The following is a 22,716-nucleotide window of genomic DNA, read 5'->3' as shown; positions in this document are numbered from 1 at the left end:
TACGGCCCGTCAGCTGATGATGCACATGATCGCCGAAGGCACGCCACTCCCAGGGCCAGCTGGCACGACGACTGGTCGACGCTCTCGCCGGACTGTGACTGGCCCCCGTGAGTGAAAAGGAAAATCGTGAACATCAGTGTGGATCAGGACAAATGCTGCGGCGCGGGTACGTGCGTGCTGCTCGCTCCCGAAGTGTTCGACCAGCGTGATGAGGACGGAATCGTTGTCCTGCTTGACAAGCAGCCGCCTGCCGAACTGCACGCGACCATTCGGGAAGCCGTCGGTATGTGCCCGGCGGCGGCGATCTCGGTGAGCGAGAACGTGTGAGTGTTCCTGGCGAGGTGCTCGTAGTCGGCGCCTCGGCTGCTGGTCTGGCAACGGCGGAAGCCTTGCGTCGCAAGGGGTACCGGGGCCGTCTGACCTTGCTCGGCGCCGAGCCGCACTTGCCGTACGACCGTCCACCACTGTCCAAACAGGTCTTCGGCCTTCGCCCGCGGGCATTTCCTGGGCAGGAACGGATCCCAGCTTTGCGGCTGGTGACCGACATCGACAAGATCCCGTTCAAGCACGACGCATCGGTCTACGGAGTGTACGAACTGCCCGTGACTTGGTGATGCCCTGCGGGTATCACAGCAGCGGGAACAGGTCTTGGACGGCCGCCGAGTCCGCGACGAGACTCGATTTCGGGGATGACACAACGAAAGGACCCCGAAATGAAGGTCTTCCTTACCGGCGGATCCGGCTACATCGGCCGCAGCACGATCCCGGCTTTGGTCCGTGCCGGGCACGAGGTGTCGGCCCTGGTGCGCAGCGACACCTCGGCTGAGGTTGTCGCTGCGCTCGGGGCCAAGCCCGTGCACGGCACGATGTCCGCGTTCGACGTGCTGCATGACGCCGCCGCTGCCGCTGACGGCGTGATCCACCTCGGCTTCGACGGGACCTCGGATGCGGCCGCGGCTGATCTCCAGGCGGCACAGGCGATGCAACAAGGTACACGTGGGGTGTATGTGCACACCGGCGGCGTATGGGTCTACGGCAACACTGATGGCGTGGCTTCGGAGGAGTCGCCCCAGAATCCGCCGCAGATCACCGCTTGGCGGGCGGCCAATGAGGCCCAGGTGCTCTCGCGTGGCCACGCCGTGCTCGTCATGCCTGGCCTGGTCTTCGGCCGCGGTGGTGGGCTGATCCAGCAGTTCTTCCGTGGATCGGAACAGGTGCCGGTGATCGGTGACGGCTCGAACCACTGGGCGCTCGTGCACGTCGACGACATCGCGGACTTGTACGCCCGCGCACTGAGCGCGCCCGCGGGTTCGACGTACATCGGTGTGAGCTTCAACATGCGCGTCGCTGACGTTTTCGCTGGCCTGCCAGTGACTTCACTCAGCTATGCGGAAGCTGTGGGCCAGATGGGGCCCATCGCCGAGGCCTTCGCACTCGACCAGCAACTGAGTGGTGCCAAAGCGCAGCGGGAACTCGGCTGGACGCCGCGGTACCTCGAGATCAGCTGACGATCTCGGCGAAGTCGTGGATGAGCGGTGACCGGCGCGTGCTGATCCACGCGAGGCACACCTGGTTGGGGCCGATGTCGCCGACGGGGACGTGCACGACGTCCGGCCGGTTGTAGTACTCCGAAGTGGACTTCGGGATGATCGCGATCCCCTGTCCGGACGCCACATCCTCGAGTTTCTCCTCGATGCTGGTGTACCTGCGGGCGGGCGGCGCGGTGCCCTCACGTAGCTGGACGGAAATGTCACGCCATTCAGGGACCGCGTCGGGATCGTTCAGCACACGCTCGGCCGCGAGGTCGATGATCTCAATGGATTCCTTGCCCGCCAACCGATGTTCGGCAGGCAGGACGGCGACCCTCGGCTCAGCGAATATCGGCCGGACAGTCAGGCCGCGCTGGTCGATCGGCAACCGGACGACGCTGACGTCCACGCGGCCGTCGTGCAGCGCCTCGACCTGGTCGTCCCAGGTGGTCCGGACGAGCTCGACCTCGACGTCCGGATGCCGGGCGGTGAACGCGCGTACCCAGTCGGTAACGGTGATGCCCGGCATGAAGCCGATGCTGAACCTGGTCGTGCCCCTCGCCGCCTGCGCGACCCGGCGCTTGAGGGCCTCGGCGGCGGCGAGCAGCGGCCTGCCGTCCTCAAGCAGTTGCCGGCCGGCGGCGGTGAGCTCGGTGGATCGTTTGTCCCGGACGAACAGCGGTACGTGCAGTTCGTCCTCAAGTGCCCGGATCTGCCGCGACAGAACAGGCTGCGCGATGTGCAACCGCTGCGCGGCCCGGCCGAAGTTCAGCTCCTCTGCCAGCACGACGAAGTACCGAAGCTTCCGCAGGTCGACATCCACAAAGGAACACTGTAAGACCAAAAGGCCCGGTTCCCGCGCTGGGAACCGAGCCTTTCGACTGGTGTGGGCAATACTGGGATCGAACCAGTGACCTCTCCGGTGTGAACGGAGCGCTCTCCCGCTGAGCTAATCACCCTCTTGCCTAACAGAGACAAAGCTTACAGGAGCCCGCTATGGGTTTGTAACCACCCCCCTTCTCGCGCCTGACCTGGGGATGTTCGCACGGTGTGAAGAGCGGGCCATAACGTCACGCAGAAGATTCACGCATTGGCGCTACCAAGTTCGGGATGAACCCAGCAGTATGTACCCGTAGGTCCATGAGCTGATTACAGGGCGGAGTCATTCGATCGCATAGTGTCGAACTAGGGGGCCCGAACGGGTGAAGATCGGCCGAATTGCTATCGACGGGCAGTGCTGCGGCGTCACAGGACTGGGACTCAGTCGTTCCATGGCTGGGAAGGGAGTAGAAGGGTAGCGACGATGCGCAACGATCACGTGACGCTCCGCTCGACAGCGGTCTTTGACCTGCTTGCGCCGCGCACGCCGGCCGTGCCGGTGAAGGTCGAGCTGCGCTATGACACCCGCGACCCGTATGCGGTCGTCGCGGCGTTCCGTACCGGCAGGGCAGGCTGGGTGGAATGGGTGTTCGCGCGCGACCTTCTCGCCGACGGGCTGATCGCGGAGGCAGGCGACGGCGACGTCCGGATCAGGCCGGCCGTCGACGACCCGGAGGTGGTGGTGATCGAGCTCAGCTCGCCATCAGGCCACGCGGTGTTCGAAGCCTCAGCGCAGGAACTGGCGGACTTCCTCGATCGGACCTATGACGTGGTGGTGCCCGGCAACGAGCACACCTGGGTCAACGTCGACGAGGCGCTGACGCACTTGATCTCCAATGACCTGACCTGAGCAAACAGTGGAAACCGACCCCCGTTTGAAACCCCTCACGCGGGTCGGATAAAGTTCTCCACGCACCACCGAGACGGGCCGGAAAGCCCGCCAAAGCTGGGGCAGGCGGACGTAGCGCAGCTGGTAGCGCATCACCTTGCCAAGGTGAGGGTCGCGGGTTCGAGTCCCGTCGTCCGCTCGGCGTCGGCCCCTCGGGTCGGACTCCTGGGCACTTGACAGGAAACTGGCGCAGTGGCCGAGTGGCTTAGGCAAGGGCCTGCAAAGCCCTGTACGCGGGTTCGATTCCCGCCTGCGCCTCGGGCGATTAGCTCAGTGGGAGAGCGCTACCTTGACACGGTAGAGGTCACTGGTTCAATCCCAGTATCGCCCACCAGGACGTTTGTCCAGGTCAGAAACCCTTTCTCGCGATCAACGAGAGAGGGTTTTTCTGTATTTCCAAGATCATGTGTAGACGATGCGTAGATCATCTTTGCGTCCGCTATGTCCGGTTCAGGTCGCAAGTGTGGGAACCACGACTCCAGCCGTGCCCGCTCAGCGGGGGTGAGGCCGTCGAGTCCTGTCTGCCACCGCTTTCCAGGGCGTCGAGGATCTGCTGCCGCATTTCCGGGGTGACGTGGTCGTAGGTGCGGCTGATGCCTTTCATCTTGTGCCCGAGCCGGGCGCGGCGGGCGACTTCCGGAATTCCGTGTGGGCTCGAATACTCGATTCTGGCCCTGTCCTGGTGGTCCGCTGCGGACTGGTTCGGTTACGCGGCGATCTCGTACTCGTTTGTCAACCCGTCAAGGACGGGTCTGCGTAGGACGCGGTAGTTGGCGAGGTCGATTGGTTTCGGGGGGTTGGTTTCGGCTTGGGCTGGTGTGAGCTGTTTGAGGGTCCGGTGTGGACGTGCGGTGTTGAAGTGCCGCAGGTACGTGGCGAGGGCGCAGCGAAGGTGTCGCTCGTTGACGGTCAGCATTCTGTCAAGCAGCTCGCGGCGGAGACTTCCGATCATTCGTTCGCATATCGCGTTTGCCCGTGGGGCTTGGGGTGGACTGGTGAGGATCCGGATGCCCTCGGCGGCGAACACTGCGTCGAATGCACGAGTGAACCGGGAGTCCCGGTCGCGCAGCAAGAACTTGAGCGTGTCGAGACGCTCACCGAGGTCCATCAGCAGGTTGCGTGCCGCTTGTACAGTCCACGCACCGGTCGGGTTGGCGGTGACTCCGGCCAGATGCGCCCGACGAGTACCGTGCTCGACGACGATCAGCGCGTAGATCCGTTTGAGCAAAACGGTGTCCACATGGAGAAAATCTATCGCCACGATGCCGTGAGCTTGGGTGGTCAGGAATTGTTTCCATGTCGGACCAGCCCGGCGTGATGCAGGATCAATTCCGGCCGCACGTATGATTTCCCACACCGTGGACGAGGCGATTGCGTGTCCGAGCCGGGTCAGCTCGCCCTGGATTCGTCTATGCCCCCTGGCTGGGTTCTCGGTCGCTATGCGGATCACGAGCTTCTTGACCGCTGCCGCGGTTGGCGGGCGCCCCGGGCGTCGACGGTCGCTGTAGTCCCATTTTCTGGTGATCAACCGGCGATGCCAGGCCAGGATGGTCGCTGGGGTGACGGTGAACATCATCTGCCAGCGTCGGCGCGGGATGAACCGAGACAGCGCGGCCAGCCATAGGCGGTCGGCCGGGGTGTAGCGGACACGGCCGACCTGGCGGCGCAGCACGGCGTTCTCGTGGCGCAGCACGAGCAGTTCCGCGTCCTTGGACAGATCGCGGCGCAACAGCACGGCCGGGACGCCGAGCAAACGGCGCACGATCAGGTAGAGCAGAGACAACAGCATCTGGCGATCATTGCAAGAGGGTTAGCGGCGACCGGAAACGCCCAGGTCGGAGGCCAGATCGAGTTTCCGAGCCCGACAGCATCTGACCTGCTGCTTTATTGGCTAGCGTGTGGTGGCCGACAGGTCTGGCTTGAGTCGACGTGACCATGTTGCGGGCAGTTGAAGGTCGATGGCGGCATCCAAGGTGGCTGGTATATCGCCACGGTCCGGTGACTCCGGCGCGGGTATTGCCTGTGCTAGGGGAGCGCATCAGCGGGCAGAAAAAGAGGAGGTAGTGGCCGACTGAACCGGCGAGTACCTCCTCCAAGCCTGTCAACAATGCTAGCACGACTAGGGTCTACCGGGTGGATCCTGCCGACCCTCACTACACCCGTCACGTGCGCGCGAGCGACCGAATATTGCATGGTCGAAGGCATCCCCTGGACCAGGCGGTTGTGGGACATCGGCACGATATTGGCGCTCGAAGAGCTGTGGGAAGCCAGCAGTTGGCAGTCGCGCAAAGTCCTGTCATCGCCACCAGCTGAAGAAGCTGGCGGGCCCGGACCTGGGGATCGGCGAGAAAGAGTTGCGCAAAGAACTCATCGGCCTGCTCGATGGTGGTGCGATCAGCGACCCCAGTCCCGGGCACCGTCGACTGCGGCACCTGATTGATCATGCGACGGTCGGGTATCTGGATCGCTGGGCAGCAGCGTTGCGAGCCGGGAAGGCGGTCAAGCCGGAACGCCTGGCCCGGACCATGGCCGCTCATCTCCTTGACCTGGGCTACACGGCGCCCTATCTCGCAGCGCATTGGGTGACCGAACTGCGCCAATCTCAGGCTGACAGCTTTCAGATCGTCGAGAGCGCCGCTGCGCTGGCCAGCCGCTCCCCTCGACCGTTCGACGTACTTCTTGCCTTCGACAAGATCCCCGACCGGCCAATCGCAGAGCAGACCGAAGGCTGGGTGTCCAAAGGCGGCGTCATTGCCTGGCTGCGTGCCAACGGTTTCGACACCGAAGGCGTGCGCAGCGGAGGCGGGTTCACATACGCCATCACCGCGCGCGACGCGTATGGCGCGGCCGTGCAGGTACGGCAACTCTACGAGCGCATGTCGGCCCGATCGCTATTCATCCGCAAGGATCGAGGAGGTTTGGCCGCACTGCCGCATCTGTGGGTAGCCAGCCATCCCGAACCGTTGCCGGTGGCCGGTCCGGCCCGCAGTGCAGACATTCTGTCGTTGCAACGCCTCGGTCACCTCTACGACGTCAACAACGCCCGCCATGCCATCGACGACGCGCTCGAGCTCGCCGCCCGGATCAACCAAGCCACTGCTGGCTGACCAGATTGCCACGCACGGCCTCGAGGTTCTCAACTTCGCAGGCAGAGGCACAAAGCACAGTGACCTTGCGGCGGCTGAACGGATGAAAGACATGATCGCCGATCCTCGACGGGTGCTGGCCGAGGTCCGAGACGCCGTCCAGATCGCGATGCGCAGGCTTTACCGGGCCCGCAATGTGGTTCTCCACGGGGGATCGACCAGCAGCGTGGTCCTCGACGCGACGCTGCGCACTGTGGCGCCACTGCTCGGGGCCGGGCTCGACCGCATCGCTCATGGATTCTTTGACTCGGGTATCCAGCCGCTGGAGTTGGCGGCTCGTGCCGAGCTTGCTCTCGAACTCGTCGGCGGCGAGACAGGACTGTCTATAGTGGACCTGCTGGAACAGCCCGGAAACGTCACCTGATCACTCGCCAAACGCCTGCAACACGTCCACATCCCCAGTCGCGTCCTAGCGCTCGTAGGACTTCAGGTCCCGTATCGCGCATCGACGGTCCCAGGCGAGGGCATGGTCAGGCTTGCGCCCGGCGATCAAGATGGGCTACCTCGTCGCGCGTTATTCACGGCAGTAACACGGGATGCCCCAATGCCGCGTTGGGGAGTACCGAGCTTTTGCCGCCAGCGGCGTCCACGCCCGCTGCCAATGGCGACTTCAGTGGCGCGGGAGCATAGATACGTACTTTCGCCTGCAACGCGCCGGTCACGTCGAGGTTAACGTCGGCGGGCTTGCCGAGTTGGGCAGTGTAGGTGTGGACCTTGCCGTCCAGGTCGATCTCGAACCTCACTGGGTTATTGGGTCCGGAGTCGACGACTCCGACGGTCGCCTGCAACCGGGTGTACTTCCGGCCGAGCACGACGCCATACGTCGCCGGCGATGTCCCGTCGCAGTACAGCGAGCAGTTGTAGTGCAGGCTGTTCGGGTAACTGAGACCGTTGATCTGTACGTCCGTGACGTCGATATCGATGTCGTTGTTTCCGTTGACCCGTGGCAGGTCTGCCAGCAGCACACTCTCCGGTGCTCGCTCGGTCGTCGGTTCGGCCGTTGTCGTCGACACCGATGGCGCGGGCGGTGCGGGAGTGTTCGGGCTCGGTGGCTGAGTGGACGGGATCGTCACAGTCGGTGTCGTGGGAGTGGGTTGTGACGGTGGGCTGGCGTCCTCAGAGGACGTGCCTAGCAGGAACCCGCCGATGACCAGGAGGCCCGGCAGGCCGAGCCACCCGAGTATTTGCAGGACGTCGGCGGTCACGCCGAGGCGTTCCCGCCACAGCCTTCGCCGCCCGCCCTGACCAGCCATACCTCCAGGCGTCGCTGGTCGGCTTCCTCGGCGATTTCGATCTGGCCGAGGACGCCGCCCAGGATGCCTTCGCGCTCGCGGCCGAGCGGTGGCCACGAGATGGCACGCCGCTCAACCCGGGAGCCTGGCTGACCATCGCCGCCCGCAACCGGGCGATCGATCAGCTCCGGCGCGAGAAGACCCTGGCGGCCAAGCTCCCGCTTATCGCGACACCAGAAGTGCAGGAGCACACCGTGCTCGACGACACCATCCCCGATGATCGCCTGAAACTCATCTTCACCTGTTGCCACCCGGCACTGGCCATCGAAGCTCAAGTAGCGCTTACCTTGCGAACCCTGGGCGGCCTCGCAACCGACGAGATCGCCCGGTGCTTTCTCGTGTCCACCGAAACCATGAAGCGCCGCCTGACTCGCGCCCGGATGAAGATCGAAACTGCCGGCATCCCGTTCCGCGTCCCACCCGGCCACCTGCTGCCCGAACGCCTCGCCGCCGTGCTCAAGGTGATCTACCTGATCTTCAACGAGGGCTACGGGGGCCGTGCCGACCTCGCCAGCGAAGCGATCCGACTGGCACGCGTGCTCACCGGCCTCATGCCCGACGAACCCGAGGCGTTCGGCCTCCTTGCGCTCATGCTGTGTCACGACGCCCGACGCTCGGCCCGAGTGGTGGACGGTCACTTGGTCTTGCTCGAAGACCAAGACCACACGCTGTGGAATTCCGGACAGATCGCCGAAGGCCGCTCCATTGTCGACAGGACGCTCACCGGCCGACATCGTGGTCCGTACCTCATCCAGGCAGCCATCGCCGCGCTGCAGACCGAGCAACCCGTCGACTGGCCCCAGATCGTCGCGCTCTACGACGAACTCACCAGCCTGACCCGGTCACCGATCGTCGAACTCAACCGCGCGGTAGCTCTCGCCCAGGCCAGCTTGCCGGAAGCAGCGTTGACGATCGTGGAACGACTGGACCTGACCAATTATCAGTACTTCCACTCGACCCGCGGTGAACTGCTTCGCCGGCTCGGCCGCACCGAGGAAGCTCGCACCGCGTACCGGCAAGCCCTCGAACTCGCCCACTCCGACCCTGAACGCCGCTTTCTCCAACGACGACTTGCCGCCCTGTGACCAGGGGAACTCGCCCACCACCAGGGACCATCGGCAACCCGCGATGGCACGAACAACGCCACGGCGACATCGCGGGGAGCACCCGGGGCCAACTCATCGGCTTCTTAGAGACTTGCGTAGGACCGGTGTCTGGCCAGACTCTGTCCAGGTGTCTCATCGCGGCTGCCGCCGGTTGGTTGGTGTGGCGTCACCTAGTCGGTCGGACAGCCAGCGCGCGACGTGGGTGAGCAGATCGTTGTCCACTGGGTCGCGGAGCAGTCGGCGGTAGGAGAAAACGGATGCTGGGCCGTCGGTACGGCGCAGCACGTGGGTCAGGCCGGGGATCCGGTGGGTCTCGGCACCGCCCGGCACCAGATGCGCGATCACGTCCAGGTCCTTGGGGTCGACTTGGACGTCCTTGTCACCGGTGATCGCGAGGACCGGAACCGGAATGCGGGCAAGATCCGGGCGGGGGTCGTACGCCAGTTGCTCGCGCCACCACCGGGCGTTGATCCGCATGCCGCCGATGCGGGCGGTGTCGGTGGTGGTTGCGCCCAGCCGGGTCAGTTGCCGGGTGGCGACGCGGCGCAGGATGGGCAGCAGGGGGCGGATCGGGCGCGGCAGCGTGTCGGCGAGCTGGGCACCTTGCCAGCGCACGGCCTGTTCACCAGGGCGGGCGTAACCGGCGAGGAGGACCACGGCGGCGGGCTGGGCATGGGCGCCTAGCCACATCGCGTGCACCGCGCCTTCGCTGTGCCCGAGCACGCCGACGGCGTGCGAGTGGATCTCCGGATGGCCGCGCAGGGCACGCAGGGCGGCCGCGGCGTCGGCCCGGTTGTCCAGGAACCCAACGGTGTGCCAGTCGCCCGGGGTGGCGCCGACGCCCCGGCGGTCGTAGCGCAGTGAGGCGATGCCGAGCCGGGCCAGAGCGGTGGCCAGCGGGCGACCGAGATCCATGCGGACACGTGCGGCGTTGGAGTCACGGTCGATCTTTCCGGAGCCCGGCACGCACAACACGGCCGGGTGCGGGCCGACGCCTGCGGGCAGGGTGAGCGTGCCCGCAAGGGCGAGGCCGTCGTCGGCCGGCAGGGTCAGTTGGATCTCCCGTGCCACGCCAGATCCCGTGGTCGCGTCGGGCTTGGTCATGCCCACCTCCATTGTTATCAGTTTTGATATTAATACCAGAGCGGGTAATGATATGTCCATGGCGACCCTTGACCTGCTGCTACACCCCGTCCGGCTGCGCGTCCTGCGGACGTTCCTGGACGGTCTCCCGGCTACAACCGCGCAGCTGCGCGAGCGGCTGCCCGACATCCCGCCAGCGACCATGTACCGGCACGTCGCGGCACTCGCGGCCGCAGGCGTGCTCGAAGTGCTTGACGAGAAACGGATACGAGGCACGGTCGAACGCACGTACCGCGTGTGCTGGCACCGCGCCGAGATCGACCCAGCCGACCGAGCCACCATGACCACCGACGACCACCGAAGGACATTCACCGCGTTCATCGGCGGGCTACTGGCCGACTTCGATGAGTACCTGGCCCACGAACCGGCCGACCCCACCGCTGACGGCGTGACCTACCAGCAAGCCGCGCTGTGGCTGACCGACACCGAGATGGCGGAACTACAGGCCGAGATACGCGCGGCCGTCACTACCCGAATGGACCGCGATCCCAATCAGGACCGCACACGCCGCATGATCAGCTTCGTGACCATGCCGGTGGAATAACGTCGCCAGCAGGCCCTAGGCCGCGAATCCCCCGACCGCAATGACTTCACACCGCCCGCCGAGGACAAGGTGTGGATCGCCGACACCATCGCCCGTGATCAGTTTCTGTGATCGACTTGATCCGGATTTCTGCGTGAGGATCTCGACGCGCCGCGGAAACAGCGACACATAGTGCAACGGATCTTGGCCGATTGATGTCTCATGGGGTTGGGCAACAGACCCGCGAACGCGGCGCACGCTAACCTCGGCGGCATGGAGATTCCCGCTGTCAAGCGGCTGATCGAGGCCATCAACGCGCACGACATCGACGCGATCGCCAGCAACTTCGCCGAGGACGTGGACACCTCGCACCCCGCTCACCCCGCACGCGCGTTCGTCGGCAGGGAGAATGTGCGGAAGAACTGGGTCATGATCCTCAAGGCATTCCCGGACATCCGCGTCGAGGTCGTCGACTCGGTCACCGTCGGCGACGACTTCTGGGGCGAGTTCCACTACATCCGGCCCGGCGCGGCCGATATGCGCGGGGTCATCGTGATCACGGTGCGGGGCGACGAGATCGTGCGATCCCGTTTCTTCATGGAAGAGGTCGAAGAGGCGCCGACCGAGCACCCGATGCCGAGCGTGCCCCCGAGCGCAGGACAGGAGCCGGTCGGCAGCTGAGTGCTCGTCACGGGCAGTAGACGCCTACCCGGGCCACGCCGACTATTCACGCAAGACTGACCGCCAGATCCCGATCTTCGTACTCGAACCGACCAGCAGGTGAGCCACGCACCGGCACGTACCAAAGCACTACTGGTCCCTGCCGGGGCGGCCGAAGCTGTGCCAGTATTCGATCAGCGAGAGTCTGGGGGGATGTCATGCGCGTGTTGCTGGCGACGACGGCCAACAACGGTCATTTCGGTCCGATGCTGCCGATCGCCGGCGCCTGTCTGCGAGCCGGGCACGATGTGCTGGTCGCGGCGCCGCAGTCGTTCGCCGGGACGGTCGAACGTGCCGGGCATCGGCACTGGCCGTGCCCCGACGTCGACCCGGACGAGCGGGCCGCGCTCCATGCGAAGTTCCTGGCGGCGGAACCGGAGAAGCGCAACGAGACCATGGTGACGCTGGGCGCGGAGCTCGCCGCCCGGTCGATCATGCCGGGAATGCTGGCCGCGCTGGACGAGTGGCGGCCGGACGTCATCCTGCGGGAGATCGGTGAGCTGGGCTCGGCCATTGCCGCCGAGCTGCGCGGGGTGCCGCACGTGCAGATGCTGATCGGGCTCGACAAGTTCGTCGACTTCACCCTCCCCCTGGCCGCGCGGGCGCTCGTGGCGTACCGCGAATCGCTCGGGCTCCCGGGCGACCCGGACGGTGAGAACCTGCACCGCGCGCCGTCGTTCAGCCTGCTGCCGCCATCGCTCGAGGTGCCGCGCGCGGAGGCCGGCCCGGAGGTGCACCGCTTCCGCGTGCCCGCCGCCGCCGGCAGCGCGCCGCTGCGCGACTGGTGGGCGAACGACGACGCGCCGCTCGTGTACGCCACGTTCGGCACGGTGGCCGCAGGCGTGCCCTTCGCCGCAGCCGCGTTCCGCACTGTCGTCGAGGCACTCGCCGAACTACCGGTGCGGGTGCTGGTCACGGTCGGCGACAGCGGCGACCCGTCGACCTGGTCGGCGCTCCCGCCGAACGTGCACGTCGAGCGATGGGTGCCGCAGCAGGACGTCCTCGTCCACGCGGCGGCGATGGTGTGCCACGGCGGCACCGGCACCGTGCTCGGCGGGCTCGCGGCCGGAGTGCCGATGGTGGTGGTGCCGCAGTTCGCGGACCAGCCGGACAACGCGGAGCGGGTCGCGGCCGTCGGCGCGGGGATCGGTGTCGGCGACGGGGAAGCGGCGCCGGCCACGGCCGAGGAGCTGCAGGCCGCCGTGACCCGCGTGCTCAACGAGCCGTCCTACCGGAAGGCAGCGGGTGTGATGGCCGAGGAGATCGCCGCCCTGCCTCCGGTCGACGAGGCGGTCAGCTTCTTGGCGAAACTCACGGATGCTGACCGGGGATGACCTCGCTCGTCCATCTAGGACGCAGTGGCCGACTCGTCGGTGTGGTCGTTCGAGATGATCAGCAAACCGGGCCGAGAACCGGCTAGCCGACTCGAACAACTGAGCGTAGCGTTGATTGGCGCATATCGACCACTGGGGGTTCACATGCGTCGAATTCTCCTAGCCGTTGCCACGATCATGCTCGCCGGGGTCGTGCCGGTACCGGCTTCCGCCGCGCCGGTCGGTCCCACGTTGTATGTGTCCAACGCCAACTCCGACAACATTTCGATTTTCACCATCACGGACACCGGTGACCTGGTTCCGCTCGGTGACCCGGTCAGGACTGCTGACCAGCCGCGCAGCATGGTCTTCTCGCCGGACGGTGATTTCCTGTACGTCGAGAACGGCGACGCCCACCTGGTCTCGACCTACAAGGTCGACTCGGGTGGCGGGTTGACGTTGCTCCAGAAGGTCAAGACTGCCGGATACCCGTTCGGCATCGCCATCTCACCGACCGGTGACGCGGTGTACGTGACGAACCTCGACGATGAGCCGACGTCGGTCTCGGCGTTCACCGTGCGCACCGACGGCACGCTCGAGCCGGCCGGCGACCCGGTGCCCGTCGGTGACGGAAGGCTGTCCGCACGTGGCGTCGCGGTGAGCGCCGACGGCCGGTTCGTCTTCGTCGGCACCGGCGAGCCGTTCTCGACCGCTCCGGGCCTGCTCAGTACGTTCGAGGTGCAGGCAGACGACACGCTCGAGTACCGGAGCAAGGTCCCGGTCGGGCCTGGGGCGCTGGGCATCGGAGTGACGCCGAACGGCCGTTACCTGTATCTGGCCTGCGGTGTGTCCGACGAGATCAGACCGTTCAAGATCGGTGACAACGGGCAGTTGACCCCGCTTCCGGTGGCGCTGGCCCCGGATCTGCCGGTGTCCGCGGAGATCAGCCGCGACGGGCGGTTCGTGTTCGTCGCCAGCCACGGGGACGCCACCGGCCCAACGCGGGGCGTGTGGGTCTTCAAGATCCTCACCAACGGCACGCTGCAGTCCGTCGGGAACTCGCCGACGCCGGCGGGCGGCACGCCGGTCTGGCCTGCCCTCACCCCTGACGCCCGCCACCTGTACGTCACCAACGAGGACACCAGCGGCGAGGTGTTCGGGTTCGACATGTCGAAAACCGGCGTGCTGACGCCTCTGGCCAACTCGCCGTTCGACGCCAGGGGCGAGTTCTCGATGTTCCAGTCGGTGGTAGTGAGGGGATAGCACCCAGCTCGCGACGCGGCGGTGGCAGCAAAACGGCATCGCCGCGACGCGCAGGCTGACATTCCACGACCGGCGCCCGTGCCAACGAAGATTCCACCCCACGACCGGCGACCCCAGCCGTGGCACTCCTGGTCTGCTCAGCGATCGCCTCGGCGAGAATGTCTTGTGCCAGCTCGGGTTTGGTCCTGAATGTCACGGTGTCCGGAATATCGAGCGCAGCCCGGCGGACCGGGTCGGTGAGCTGCTCCTCTGGCAGGTAGATCCGGGCACCGACCAGCGCGAGCCGAGGGGATTCAACCCCATGGCCCGCACACGACCAGTGGTCCACAAAGGACTTACACAGCAGAAACCGAGACACCCCAGCATAAATCAGTCCCGCCGTTTGCAGCACGTACATGCGGGCGCCGGTGAGGGTGACGGTTTCGAGGAAGTCACAGGCTAGCAAGGCGTCGGCTTGGGAGCGGAGGAACTGGGCCCAGGTGCTGGACGCGCGTTCGGGTGCTGGGTCGACGCCGGCGTCGGTAAGGATCTGCCACACGGTCGAGGCGGCGACTTTGATGCCGAGGACGAGAAGTTCGCCGTGGATGCGGCGGTAGCCCCAGTTCGGGTTCTCCTTGGTCAGGCGCAGAACCAGGACTCGGATGGATCGGATGGTGCGCGGTCGGCCCGGGCGTTTCGGTCGCGACATCTCAGCGTGGCGTCGGCGGAGCAGGTCCCGGTGCCAGCGCAGGATGGTATCCGGACGTACCAACAGACAGAGCCTGTGCAAGGTCCGATGTGGTAGTCGGTGCAGGAGCGCGGCGAACAACGCCCGATCAGCAGGACTGAACCGCACGCGTGCGCCACCGAGTTGCCGTTGCAGTACGGCGATCTGGTGCCGTAACACCAGGATCTCGATGTCCTTATTCCGGTCGGTCGTCGGGAGCAGGCGAAGTAGGGTGAACGTGTTGGTGAGGCCGAGGTAGGCCAGTCGCAGCAGCACGGCCGATCATGCTGCCTTGATAGTCGGTCCTTGTGTGAGGTGACGGCGTTGATGTCGTGTGATCAGGCGGTGACCAGCACGGATGAGATTTTCGGCAAGCGCAGCCTCGGCAGCATCACCGCCGCTACCCTGATCCTGCTTCACCACGAACACCACAGAACCACATAACCAACAAAAATTGATCACACAGCCACCAGAACGTTACGCGGAAAGCTCATAGGTGCCTGACGACAATGCCGCTGGGCTGGACCCACTCACCGGTAAACCGTGGCCGGTCAGCCCGTCGTTATTCCGGAGCGGCCAGTATGACGACCAGGCCGGATCCGATGGCAACGAGCCCGAGGGCGAACCGGCCGGCGAGGTCGTTGAACGTTCGCATGGCGCCGGTCATGATGGCTGTCTGTGGTGATTCCGGCAGGTAGACGATCGGGACATGCTCGCCGATCGCGGGAAGTCCGTACTGCTTGCCGTTGACGCTGCTTTGCACTGTGCGATCGACGAAGGTGACCATTTCGCCCTGCTGGTTCGCGAAGCGGAGCTTCGGTGCGTGGTATCTGTGCTTGGACTCGGACGGTTTCGTGCTGACGACCGTGCCTATCGTGCGGATTCCACGATTCCGGAACTTCCGCCGAAGCCGGTTTTCCTGGCGCTCGAGCGACATCCCGGGAAAGGGCGGCGATGCCAGTGTGTAGGTAAGGAAACGTCGGACACGGCCATCGAGCGATTTGTCGGCGTTGAGCTCCACTGTGTCGCTGAGCAGCCGAACCTGCTTCGGGTCTTTCGGGAGAAAGGAGACCTCTACCTTGGCGCCTATGGGAAGCATCCCGTGGGCACGTGTCCAGGAGGAGGTGGCAGGCGTGAACGTTCGCGGATTTCCCCGTTGGTCCAGGAACTGGATCACCGGCGTCGGGGAGCTTTCGTTTGGGTCAGCAACGTGTTCGACTACTGTCGCCGTGGTGCGGACCCCGCGCCGCAACCGCCAAACGAGCCACAGCCTGTGGCAGGCGGACAGCCATACCATTATTCCGACTAGCGCGAACAGTGCTCCCAAGACATTGATTCTCCACATGTCCACCGCCGTGAGAGTTTTGGTCCGCTGCGCGCAATTATGCCACACGGCGTGCGGATATGTGGCACGGGTAACTGTTCACCGTATGGTGGTTTGAAGCCTGCCCAGAACGATCCCGATCTCTACGACCAACTGCCCAAACGAAAACCGCTGGTCAGCCCAGATCCCATCCTTTAGGGCTTCTGCCGGGGGCACGAGATTGGGCGGCACCCTGCTCGCGGAACGCGCTCACCGGGATCGCGTGCTTGCGTTTCTTGGGGGTGCAATCCCCAAGACCCCCTCCTGGCGGGGCTCAGCCACCGGACCCCCCGACCATCGGCATGCCGTCGTGCGGGTGCGGTACTCGTTGATCACACACAGCCACCAGACGTTACGCGGAAAGGCTCAATGAGGTTCGGTAGTAATGGCTTGCCGATATAGTAGCTCGTAAAGGTGTCCGCCTTTGATGAGGACGGAGGCTTCGACGGGGCGTTCGTTGTCGCTGTAGATGATGCGCAACTGCCGGATCACCGGCGTCCCGTCAGGGAGGTCCAGCGTTTCGATTTCCTCCGGTGTCGGGGCGCGCACCGAAATGCGGTCGATGAAGGTCCGTTGAGGAAATCCGAGATCGGCGAGTGCTTGGGGCGCGCCGCCGCGGATCTTCGCGGACTTGGCCAGGCGGCTGTCGGCAGCGATCTCAGCGGGATAGTACGAAGTGGATAGTTCAACGGGTTGCTCGTCGTGGATGAGAATTCTGGCGCGAACGATGGTGGTCGCGTCTTGCGCAAGGTGCAGTCCGTCGGCGATGTCGGCGGGCGGGACGACGTTGTCGACGGTGAGCAGCTGGTAGCGGAACCGGCCAGGTGCGGGTGCAATGTAGGCGGCAGCGTCGATGACGAACGGTTGTCGGTCGCGGACGTAGACGCCTTTGCCGACTCGGCTGTCGAGGAAGCCTTCGTCTTTCAATGCTTTGAGTGCGTGTTGGATGGTGGCGTTGGCTGCGTTGTATTGCGCGACGAGTTGTGCGGTAGAGGGCAGTTGGGTGCCGGGGCGTAGTTCGCCGCGCATGATGAGGTCGCGTAGTTCCGCGGCGATCTGCTGGTGTCGCGGGCGAGTGTCATGTGCGCGGGGCAAAGCCGATTCCTGGGGACGTGGTCGAAATGGTCATGGGGTCAGCTCGTAGCGCAGCCGTCGTCCGTCGGCGACCATGGTCATGATGCTGGCTTCGACTGGCAGTTCGTTGTCGGTCATGAGGGTGCGTGAGAGCAGTAGGACGCAGGACGGATCTTCCAACTGCAGTGCGGCGCGTTCCTCTGGTGTCGCCAAGCGGGCGCTGACGTCTTCGCGGAGGTGGCGGGGCGGGTGGCCGAGGTCGGTCAGGAACGCGACGGCGCCGCCGGGGATTTTGCGGGGTTCGGCCAGTCTGGTGTCGCGGGCGATGGTTGCGGGGTAGTACGAGTCGACGAGTTCGACGGGATGGTCGTTGAACAGCATGAGGCGGCGTCGTACGACCACTGGCTCGCCGGTGTTCAGGCCCAGCATGTCGGCGATTGTGGGGGAGGCTGCGAGCTCGTCAACGGTCAGCAGTTTCTGGGTTCCTGTGCCTCCGTGTTCGGCGGCTTCGGCGCCCCACGCGTTACCGCGGCGGCTGGTCACATACGGCATTGACACGCTCGTCCACGGACCGGCGGTGGTCATCGCTCGGCTCCCTGTGCTCATGGGGTGCTCGGCACTCCTGATCGTGACCTTAGTCGTAAGGCAGTAAAGCTGCCTCGACGCTCCAAAGCGATGTTGCTGCCTTTCGGATATTGCAGTAAGGCTGACCTAGGTCGCGGCTCTGTATTGAAGGACAGTCGGACAGGTCCGCGTGGTCGGGTTCACCTGGCTGAGTCTGGAGTGATTCGGGACAGTGAAAGGGGACTAACGATGACTACTATCGCTGTGAAGCGGCCGACAGGCCGCTCGCTGGTGACAGGAGAGCTGTTCGAGCGGTTGACCCGTCGGGTCGTCATGGACGAGGGATACGAGCCAGCGTAGGCGGTCCGTGTGGTGGACCAAGCGTTGGCGTTCCTCGGCACCTGCGCCGTTGACGGCAAGCCGTTGTCGCCGAGTCGGCTGGTGGATCCTGAGTGGCACGCGTTTGTGCTGCACACCCGGGAATATCGGGAGTTCTGCCACCGGGTCGCGGGACGGTTCATCGACCACGTGCCGACCGACGAGGCGCGAGCTGGTGCCGGTGAGCCTGCCATGGCGCTGCATCGCACTGTCGAAGCCATTCGGGCAGCTGGATACGTGGTAGATCCCGAGTTGTGGTTCGCATCCGGGCAGGCGAAGTGCACGCAGTGCCACAACGGGTGCGCCGACGATCCACCGCCGCCGCCAGCGGCCGAATCGACCCTGTGAGACGCTGACCGGCAATGATTCGTAGCACATGGGATGAGCTGCCCGCCCCGGTCCGCGAGGATGTCGAGCGGCAGGTGGGTCGAGTCGTCCGGGTCGAGTCCGCGTCCGCGGGGCGCAATTCGCAGTTCGCGGCGACGCTGCATGTGGCAGACACTGGTGAGCAGCTGTTCGTTAAGGGAATCATCACAGACCACTCGCAGGCGCGGGCGTACCGGCACGAGGCGGACATCAACGCATGGTTGCCTTCGGTTGCGCCGCGCCTGCGGTGGCGGGTGGAAACGAGCGGGTGGCTGATGCTCGGGTTCGATCATGTGGACGGGCGCCATGCAGATCTTTCTCCGGGATCAGCTGATCTGCCGCTCGTGGCGCTGAGTGTCGCAGCGTTGGCGGAAGGTTTGTGCCCCAGTCCGGTCAGTGGCGTGCCCAGCGTGGTGGGCCAGTGGGAGCGGCTGGCGGCGTGGCGTCGGATCCGGCGTGATCCACCGTCCGATCTGGACCCGTGGTCACGGGCGAACCTGGACCGGTTCGTGGACTGCGAACTAGGTGCGATGGATCTGTGGGACGGACAGTGCTTGCTGCATACGGACTTGCAGTCGCTGAACATTCTGATGGCTCCACGCGCCCGGGTGGTGGATTGGGCATGGGCACGCCTGGGAGCGTCCTGGATGGACACAGGGTTTCTGGTACTGCGCCTGATCGAGGCGGGACACACGCCACGCGACGCGGAACACTGGGCTGACTCAGTGCCGGTGTGGAGCACCGGATCTGAGGCCGCACGCACAGTCTTCGCGATCGTGGTGCTGGGTGTTTGGGAATACCTCCAACGAAAACATCCACTCCCGCACCGCGAACGACTCACTGACGTGGCGCGCCAATGGGCACGCTACCGGCTAGCGCACAGCGGGCCGCCTTCCCAGCAGTGTTGACCGGGGCAGCAGCTTGCCGCCGAACCCCTCGCCATCGAGTCGTCGGAACTGAGATAAAGCACGGTATCCGCCCATGGACCGCATCAAGGTGCCCATGAACGAAGGAGGACAACCCTCGTCGGGATGATCTATGCCTAGGGATGACTTCACATCTGCGACATGCAGATCAGGCGCGGGGTGGCGCGTGGCGCCCGCCCTCACCGAGTTCGACAACGCCAAAACTGCGGTGTGCCGGGGAAGGACGAAGCTCTACGGGTGTCCTCGGGCTGGAACGTGTAGCAGCGGTCATGTGTTGTCGCGTTTGCGTAGTGCGTAGCCGGGAACGAGTTGGTCGGTGAGTTGCAGTGTGTGTCGGCGACCGTCGGCGTAGGGGATGGCGTAATTGACCAGGCCCAGCCAGTCGCCTTTGACGGTGCGCCACCATCCAGTGAGGTGACCGTGGACCTCGCCGGTCATGTCGAGGCCATCGCTGATCCCCATGCCGAACAAGTCAGCGCTGCTGGCCAGGTATTTCTTTGGCAAGGCAGACGGTTCCGTCAGGGGCGGAGGCTGGCACTGGCTGGTAGCCCTCGCTCTCGTAGAGGTGGATGTTGTGCAGGCTTTTGGCGCCGGTGAACAGCAGGATGCGGTGGAGATTCGATCCGGCTGCGCCCTCGGCGGTGTGCAATAACCATCGGCCAAGTCCGCGACTGCGCAGGTCGGGCACGACGGCGAGTCGACCGAGGTGCCAGTCGGTGCCGACAGAGCGGGCGCGCACCATTCCCAGCAGTCGACCGTCGAGCCAGATACCCGTGGTGTGCCAGTTCGCCAACCACTCGCGTACCTCCTCCAGTGACTCGTGCAGTGCCGGTACGGCCGTGGTGTCGTTGAGCATGGCCTCTTCCGCCCAGCAGCACCGCTGCAGCACGGTGACCTGTGCGGCGTCGTCTGGTGTCAGCCGTCTTGCATAGGACCCTGGCACAGGGCCAGGCGAGGTCGCGGCTCGCGCGCGTTCGCGCATGGGCCACAGGGCTTGGGCGAGGCGGGCTAGTTCGTCCACCAGGGCGACGCCTGCCGCGTCGCGGGCGGCGTCCGTTCGTAGCTGCCCGTTTTCCACTGACTCACCAATACGGATCGCGACGCTGGCACCCAGCGGAACCATGCGCAGCGTGGTGACCACCTGTTTGGCGTGCTGGACAGATCGGGTGCCTGCCGAGGTGTTGCCGTAGCTGACGAAGCCGATCGGCTTCCATGCCCATTCGTCGCTGAGGTAGTCCAGGGCGTTCTTCAGAGTCGCTGGCATCCCGTAGTTGTATTCTGGCGTCACTGCGATGAACCCGTCCGCCGCGTCGACGATGGCGCTCCATCGGCGGGTGTGCTCATGCCGGTAGACGCCCGATGACGGGTGCTCCTCCTCGTCGAGAAGGGGCTGCGGGGTGTCAAAAGTCGGCCGATGGTCGTGACCTGCACGTTAGGCCGCAGCGAATTCGTATTCGTTGATCAAGCCGCCGAGGGTGGGGTGGCGGCGAATCCGGGTGGGGCTGGCGTGCGCGATGGGGTGGTCTGGCCGTGGTGGCGTCAGGTGTAGAGCTCGGTGAGGGCGGCGTGTGTTGTAGTGGGTGGCATACCGCTCAAGCACGATTCTCAGGTGGTGTTCGCCGATGATCAGTAGCCGGTCGGTGAGTTCGCTCCTCACGGTGCCGATGAATCTCTCGGCATAGCAGTTCGCTCGCGGGCAGCCCGGCGGGATCCTGACGACCTTGACGCCTGCGCTGGCGAACACGGCATCGAACGAGGCGGTGAACTGGCCCGCCCGGTCGCGGACCAGGAACCGGAAGTCGTCAGCCCGATCGTCGAGATCCATCAGGAGAGTGCGAGCCTGTTGGGTGGTCCGTGGCCCGTCGGGGTGGGTGGTGGTGCCGAGGATGTGGACGTAGCGAGTGGCGACTTCGAGCACAAAGAACACATAGACTCGCTTGAGCGTGACCGCGCAGTCGACATGAAAGAAATCGCACGCCAACAATGTTGCGCCTGGGTAGGCAAGAACCGCCGCCAGGACGTGTCCGAGTTCCGGTTCGGGGCTGGCGGGATCCGCAAACGTTTGAGCACGCGGCGGATGGTCGATGCGGACACGTGGTGGCCCAGCTTGAGTAGCTCACCCTGAATCCTGCGGTATCCCCAAGCGGCGTTCTCTCTCGCCATGCGTTCGATCAGTGCGACGATGCTGTGGTCGATCGGTCTGCGTCCTGTTCTGTGGGGATAGATCCACTTCTTGGCCATCAGGCGGCGATGCCACCGCAGGATCGTGCCTGGTGTCACCAGTCGATGCTTTCGCAGCAGGCCAGGCAGTTGCCGCGCCAGCGCGGCGAGCACCGCGCGATCAGCCCAGTCCACACGCGGATGTGGATTCGTGCGGCGCAGCACAGCGACCTCGTGCCGCAACACCAGCAACTCCACGTCCTTGGACGCTGAGGACCGGCCGAGCAAGACAAGCCAGTCACCGAGCCGGAGGAAGATCAGATACATCAGCCGTAACCACATTCGACGATCATGCCTTGCTCGTCGATCGGTGTGATCATCGCAGGTCAGGGTCCCGGCGCAGCGTTTTGAAACCTCACAGGGTTAGCATCGGCGCGTGATTCGGCAATTCACCGGATGGCCCGACCAGGCGCTCGACATTCTGTTGCGACTGGACGGTGAGCCGTCGAACGTGGTCCGCGAGGAACACCGCAACGACCGGGAACGCTTGGTGCGTAGGCCGATGATCGCCCTGCTGAACGACGTCGCCGACGCGAACTCGGCGTACGCTGACTACTCGGTCTGGAGCTACGGCAAACACACGTGGTGGTGGCAGCATCAGACGGCGACGATCAGGCTGGCCCGCAAGGTGGAGATCGGCCTACGGTTCGACCTCGACGGCCTGCACGTGAAAGGCGCGTGGCACTACCCGGACCCGGGACAGGTCCAACTGTACCGGGCCGCAGTGGCCGACAAGGGCAGCGGCCCGGCGCTTGCGCGGGCGATCGATACGTTGCGCCACAAGGGTTATGAGATCAGCGGGGACGTGATGAAGGTGATCCCGCGCGGGTACTCGCCCCAACATGAACGTGCCGACCTGCTTCGGCACCGGTCCGTGGTCGTCGGCCGAACCCTTGAGCATGACGACTGGCTGGTGACTGCGAAAGCCCTCGACTGGGTGCTGGACACCGCTGCCGACCTGAACCCGATGCTGTCTTGGTTCGCTCAGCACGTCACGGTTCCGGAAGATCCGTAACAGCACGGATGATGTGCGCAGCCAAACCCTCGAGCTCGGGATGCATCTCGGCGGCCCCGCCCCTGAGATCGACGGCCACGTCACCGCACCACCCGCGCCGATCGCGACCGTGCCACGAGACGCGACGGCCGTGTGGATCACATGGCGAGGGTGAGCTGTGGCCGACAGGTCGCCACGGCCAACGCCCGCACCAGATGCACCGAAACCTCGAAGGCCTTTTACCATCCGGGGCGCGTTCGGCTCGCCCTCCGCAGTTGCATGCGTGGCGGACTCTCCGCCACGGTCAAACGCAACGAGTCAA

Annotated in this window: 25 protein-coding genes, 4 tRNA genes and 4 pseudogenes; 20 read left to right on the top strand and 13 right to left on the bottom strand. The window is 65.1% G+C overall.

Annotation, left to right across the window (positions count from 1 at the left end; all coding sequences use genetic code 11):
- The first annotated feature begins 126 nt into the window (after positions 1-126).
- The 3 genes and pseudogenes from B9C43_RS53895 to B9C43_RS53885 all read left to right on the top strand — a co-directional run bounded on the left by B9C43_RS53895 (position 127) and on the right by B9C43_RS53885 (position 1,508).
- The gene (locus tag B9C43_RS53895) at positions 127-327 is read left to right on the top strand and encodes a ferredoxin (RefSeq protein WP_084434921.1); all 201 of its coding nucleotides are present in this window, start codon (positions 127-129) and stop codon (positions 325-327) included.
- Positions 324-479: pseudogene (locus B9C43_RS56425) on the top strand (FAD-dependent oxidoreductase); the annotation flags it as partial. The gene B9C43_RS53895 and the pseudogene B9C43_RS56425, both read left to right, overlap by 4 nt.
- 234 nt (positions 480-713) lie before the next feature.
- A complete protein-coding gene (locus B9C43_RS53885; RefSeq protein WP_084434919.1) occupies positions 714-1,508 on the top strand; it encodes an NAD-dependent epimerase/dehydratase family protein in 795 nt (264 codons plus the stop codon).
- On the opposite strand, the gene B9C43_RS53880 is transcribed toward B9C43_RS53885, so the two are convergent.
- The gene (locus tag B9C43_RS53880; protein WP_084434918.1) at positions 1,501-2,352 is read right to left on the bottom strand and encodes a LysR family transcriptional regulator; all 852 of its coding nucleotides are present in this window, start codon (positions 2,350-2,352) and stop codon (positions 1,501-1,503) included. The genes B9C43_RS53885 and B9C43_RS53880 overlap by 8 nt on opposite strands.
- A 64-nt stretch (positions 2,353-2,416) precedes the next feature.
- Positions 2,417-2,488, bottom strand: a tRNA-Val gene (locus tag B9C43_RS53875).
- Positions 2,489-2,832: 344 nt separating this feature from the next.
- Between B9C43_RS53875 and B9C43_RS53870 the strand changes: the two genes are divergently transcribed.
- The 4 genes from B9C43_RS53870 (at position 2,833) to B9C43_RS53855 (ending at position 3,631) form a co-directional block, all read left to right on the top strand.
- A complete protein-coding gene (locus tag B9C43_RS53870) occupies positions 2,833-3,258 on the top strand; it encodes an SsgA family sporulation/cell division regulator (RefSeq protein WP_033393736.1) in 426 nt (141 codons plus the stop codon).
- A gap of 105 nt (positions 3,259-3,363) precedes the next feature.
- Positions 3,364-3,436: transfer RNA gene (locus B9C43_RS53865), tRNA-Gly, on the top strand.
- A gap of 47 nt (positions 3,437-3,483) precedes the next feature.
- Positions 3,484-3,555, top strand: a tRNA-Cys gene (locus tag B9C43_RS53860).
- Position 3,556: 1 nt separating this feature from the next.
- Positions 3,557-3,631, top strand: a tRNA-Val gene (locus B9C43_RS53855).
- Positions 3,632-4,003: 372 nt separating this feature from the next.
- Here B9C43_RS53855 and B9C43_RS59410 read toward each other — a convergent pair.
- Complete coding sequence (locus tag B9C43_RS59410; RefSeq protein WP_084434917.1) at positions 4,004-5,086, bottom strand: integrase core domain-containing protein; 1,083 nt, start codon at positions 5,084-5,086, stop codon at positions 4,004-4,006.
- Between the two features lie 565 nt (positions 5,087-5,651).
- Between B9C43_RS59410 and B9C43_RS53840 the strand changes: the two genes are divergently transcribed.
- Together B9C43_RS53840 and B9C43_RS53835 are read left to right on the top strand one after the other, a co-directional pair.
- Positions 5,652-6,404 (top strand): hypothetical protein, encoded by a 753-nt coding sequence (locus B9C43_RS53840; protein WP_084434916.1) that lies wholly within the window; start codon positions 5,652-5,654, stop codon positions 6,402-6,404.
- A 91-nt stretch (positions 6,405-6,495) separates the two neighbouring features.
- Complete coding sequence (locus tag B9C43_RS53835; protein ID WP_084434915.1) at positions 6,496-6,807, top strand: hypothetical protein; 312 nt, start codon at positions 6,496-6,498, stop codon at positions 6,805-6,807.
- A gap of 154 nt (positions 6,808-6,961) precedes the next feature.
- Here the strand turns inward: B9C43_RS53835 and B9C43_RS53830 are convergent, their stop codons facing one another.
- Positions 6,962-7,696 (bottom strand): NPCBM/NEW2 domain-containing protein, encoded by a 735-nt coding sequence (locus tag B9C43_RS53830; protein WP_084434914.1) that lies wholly within the window; start codon positions 7,694-7,696, stop codon positions 6,962-6,964.
- A gap of 14 nt (positions 7,697-7,710) precedes the next feature.
- Here B9C43_RS53830 and B9C43_RS60040 point away from each other — a divergent pair.
- Both B9C43_RS60040 and B9C43_RS53825 read left to right on the top strand, forming a co-directional pair.
- Positions 7,711-7,815 (top strand): annotated as a pseudogene (locus B9C43_RS60040) (sigma factor); the annotation flags it as partial.
- Positions 7,816-8,022: 207 nt separating this feature from the next.
- Entirely contained in the window at positions 8,023-8,820 is a 798-nt protein-coding gene (locus tag B9C43_RS53825) for an RNA polymerase sigma factor (RefSeq protein ID WP_327225554.1), read from the top strand.
- A gap of 153 nt (positions 8,821-8,973) precedes the next feature.
- Here B9C43_RS53825 and B9C43_RS53820 read toward each other — a convergent pair whose 3' ends face one another.
- Positions 8,974-9,945 (bottom strand): alpha/beta hydrolase, encoded by a 972-nt coding sequence (locus tag B9C43_RS53820; protein ID WP_084434912.1) that lies wholly within the window; start codon positions 9,943-9,945, stop codon positions 8,974-8,976.
- A 58-nt stretch (positions 9,946-10,003) separates the two neighbouring features.
- On the opposite strand from B9C43_RS53820, the gene B9C43_RS53815 reads away from it, so the two are divergent.
- From B9C43_RS53815 to B9C43_RS53795, 5 genes and pseudogenes are all read left to right on the top strand, one after another.
- Entirely contained in the window at positions 10,004-10,528 is a 525-nt protein-coding gene (locus tag B9C43_RS53815) for a helix-turn-helix domain-containing protein (RefSeq protein ID WP_084434911.1), read from the top strand.
- 252 nt (positions 10,529-10,780) lie between these two features.
- On the top strand, positions 10,781-11,188 hold the full coding sequence (locus B9C43_RS53810; protein ID WP_051897688.1) for a nuclear transport factor 2 family protein: 408 nt from the start codon (positions 10,781-10,783) through the stop codon (positions 11,186-11,188).
- A 37-nt stretch (positions 11,189-11,225) separates the two neighbouring features.
- Positions 11,226-11,291: pseudogene (locus B9C43_RS60395) on the top strand (hypothetical protein); the annotation flags it as partial.
- Positions 11,292-11,385: 94 nt separating this feature from the next.
- Positions 11,386-12,561: a glycosyltransferase gene (locus tag B9C43_RS53800; RefSeq protein ID WP_084434909.1), complete on the top strand. Its 1,176-nt coding sequence runs from the start codon at positions 11,386-11,388 to the stop codon at positions 12,559-12,561.
- A gap of 144 nt (positions 12,562-12,705) precedes the next feature.
- Positions 12,706-13,803: a lactonase family protein gene (locus B9C43_RS53795; protein ID WP_160097409.1), complete on the top strand. Its 1,098-nt coding sequence runs from the start codon at positions 12,706-12,708 to the stop codon at positions 13,801-13,803.
- 1,268 nt (positions 13,804-15,071) lie between these two features.
- Here B9C43_RS53795 and B9C43_RS53785 read toward each other — a convergent pair.
- The 3 genes from B9C43_RS53785 to B9C43_RS53775 form a co-directional block, all read right to left on the bottom strand.
- Positions 15,072-15,608: a DUF3592 domain-containing protein gene (locus B9C43_RS53785; RefSeq protein ID WP_456077605.1), complete on the bottom strand. Its 537-nt coding sequence runs from the start codon at positions 15,606-15,608 to the stop codon at positions 15,072-15,074.
- A gap of 630 nt (positions 15,609-16,238) precedes the next feature.
- The gene (locus B9C43_RS53780) at positions 16,239-16,967 is read right to left on the bottom strand and encodes a GntR family transcriptional regulator (RefSeq protein ID WP_084434906.1); all 729 of its coding nucleotides are present in this window, start codon (positions 16,965-16,967) and stop codon (positions 16,239-16,241) included.
- Positions 16,968-16,997: 30 nt separating this feature from the next.
- Positions 16,998-17,531 carry a GntR family transcriptional regulator gene (locus tag B9C43_RS53775; protein WP_084434905.1) on the bottom strand — a complete coding sequence of 178 codons (534 nt, stop codon included), beginning with the start codon at positions 17,529-17,531 and terminating at the stop codon, positions 16,998-17,000.
- 351 nt (positions 17,532-17,882) lie between these two features.
- On the opposite strand from B9C43_RS53775, the gene B9C43_RS53770 reads away from it, so the two are divergent.
- Entirely contained in the window at positions 17,883-18,236 is a 354-nt protein-coding gene (locus B9C43_RS53770; protein WP_235039394.1) for a glycine-rich domain-containing protein, read from the top strand.
- Positions 18,237-18,250: 14 nt separating this feature from the next.
- Positions 18,251-19,162, top strand: a complete 912-nt coding sequence (locus tag B9C43_RS53765) for a phosphotransferase family protein (RefSeq protein ID WP_084434904.1) — start codon at positions 18,251-18,253, stop codon at positions 19,160-19,162.
- 285 nt (positions 19,163-19,447) lie between these two features.
- Here B9C43_RS53765 and B9C43_RS53760 read toward each other — a convergent pair whose 3' ends face one another.
- From B9C43_RS53760 to B9C43_RS59395, 5 genes and pseudogenes are all read right to left on the bottom strand, one after another.
- Complete coding sequence (locus tag B9C43_RS53760) at positions 19,448-19,642, bottom strand: hypothetical protein (RefSeq protein WP_084434903.1); 195 nt, start codon at positions 19,640-19,642, stop codon at positions 19,448-19,450.
- A gap of 10 nt (positions 19,643-19,652) precedes the next feature.
- Positions 19,653-20,036 carry a GNAT family N-acetyltransferase gene (locus B9C43_RS59405; protein ID WP_235039397.1) on the bottom strand — a complete coding sequence of 128 codons (384 nt, stop codon included), beginning with the start codon at positions 20,034-20,036 and terminating at the stop codon, positions 19,653-19,655.
- A gap of 246 nt (positions 20,037-20,282) precedes the next feature.
- Positions 20,283-20,564: pseudogene (locus B9C43_RS59400) on the bottom strand (NADPH-dependent FMN reductase); the annotation flags it as partial.
- 48 nt (positions 20,565-20,612) lie between these two features.
- Positions 20,613-21,005, bottom strand: coding sequence for a transposase (locus B9C43_RS58160; RefSeq protein ID WP_235039393.1), 393 nt, complete (start codon positions 21,003-21,005; stop codon positions 20,613-20,615).
- A complete protein-coding gene (locus B9C43_RS59395) occupies positions 21,005-21,682 on the bottom strand; it encodes a helix-turn-helix domain-containing protein (RefSeq protein WP_235039392.1) in 678 nt (225 codons plus the stop codon). Before B9C43_RS59395 ends, B9C43_RS58160 begins: the two co-directional genes overlap by 1 nt.
- A 94-nt stretch (positions 21,683-21,776) precedes the next feature.
- On the opposite strand from B9C43_RS59395, the gene B9C43_RS53745 reads away from it, so the two are divergent.
- Positions 21,777-22,415 carry a DUF2461 family protein gene (locus B9C43_RS53745; protein ID WP_200826143.1) on the top strand — a complete coding sequence of 213 codons (639 nt, stop codon included), beginning with the start codon at positions 21,777-21,779 and terminating at the stop codon, positions 22,413-22,415.
- A gap of 13 nt (positions 22,416-22,428) precedes the next feature.
- On the top strand, positions 22,429-22,569 hold the full coding sequence (locus B9C43_RS57320) for a hypothetical protein (protein ID WP_160097405.1): 141 nt from the start codon (positions 22,429-22,431) through the stop codon (positions 22,567-22,569).
- Positions 22,570-22,716 lie beyond the last annotated feature (147 nt).

The sequence above is a fragment of the Kibdelosporangium aridum genome (assembly GCF_900176515.1).
Taxonomy (GTDB): Bacteria; Actinomycetota; Actinomycetes; order Mycobacteriales; family Pseudonocardiaceae; genus Kibdelosporangium; species Kibdelosporangium aridum.
The sequence above is the reverse complement of the archived record's forward strand: the minus strand, read 5'-3'. Positions and strand labels throughout refer to the sequence as shown.